This is a genomic window from Pseudoalteromonas ostreae, from assembly GCF_018069805.1.
Lineage (GTDB): Bacteria > Pseudomonadota > Gammaproteobacteria > Enterobacterales > Alteromonadaceae > Pseudoalteromonas > Pseudoalteromonas ostreae.
Map to the genome: position 1 here is coordinate 1 of NZ_JAGPYN010000087.1, position 356 is coordinate 356.

Consider the following 356-nt stretch of genomic DNA (forward strand, 5'->3'; position numbering starts at 1 on the left):
ACTGCCATTGCGCATTCACTTTCGTTTGTCCACGTAAGGTCAACTTATTCATGCCTTTATTGACAGTAATATTCCCGAACACTGGCTCTATACACCCGAGTCTTTTACTGTACTGTCGTCGTCCCATTGGGCTGTCTATTTTGGCCTTCATTTTGTCGATGTAGCTTTGCTTTTTACGCGATTCATCATTTTTAAACTGAACTTGCCGCCCTGTTTTTATAGGTGGCTTTCGCATGCATTGCTGTTGCAGGGGGCATACTTTGCAATCTGTTAAGTAACCGCAGAATCGCGTGTATTTTTGATTATGACTGTTTACATTGATACCACTTCGCCACATGGCATTGCCTGCGGGGCAA

Annotated in this window: 1 protein-coding gene; it reads right to left on the reverse strand. The window is 43.8% G+C overall.

Annotated features, from left to right (window positions below; genetic code table 11):
* Window positions 1-356 (reverse strand): transposase (locus J7338_RS20640; protein WP_210798840.1); only part of this gene is annotated, 356 nt, incomplete at both ends.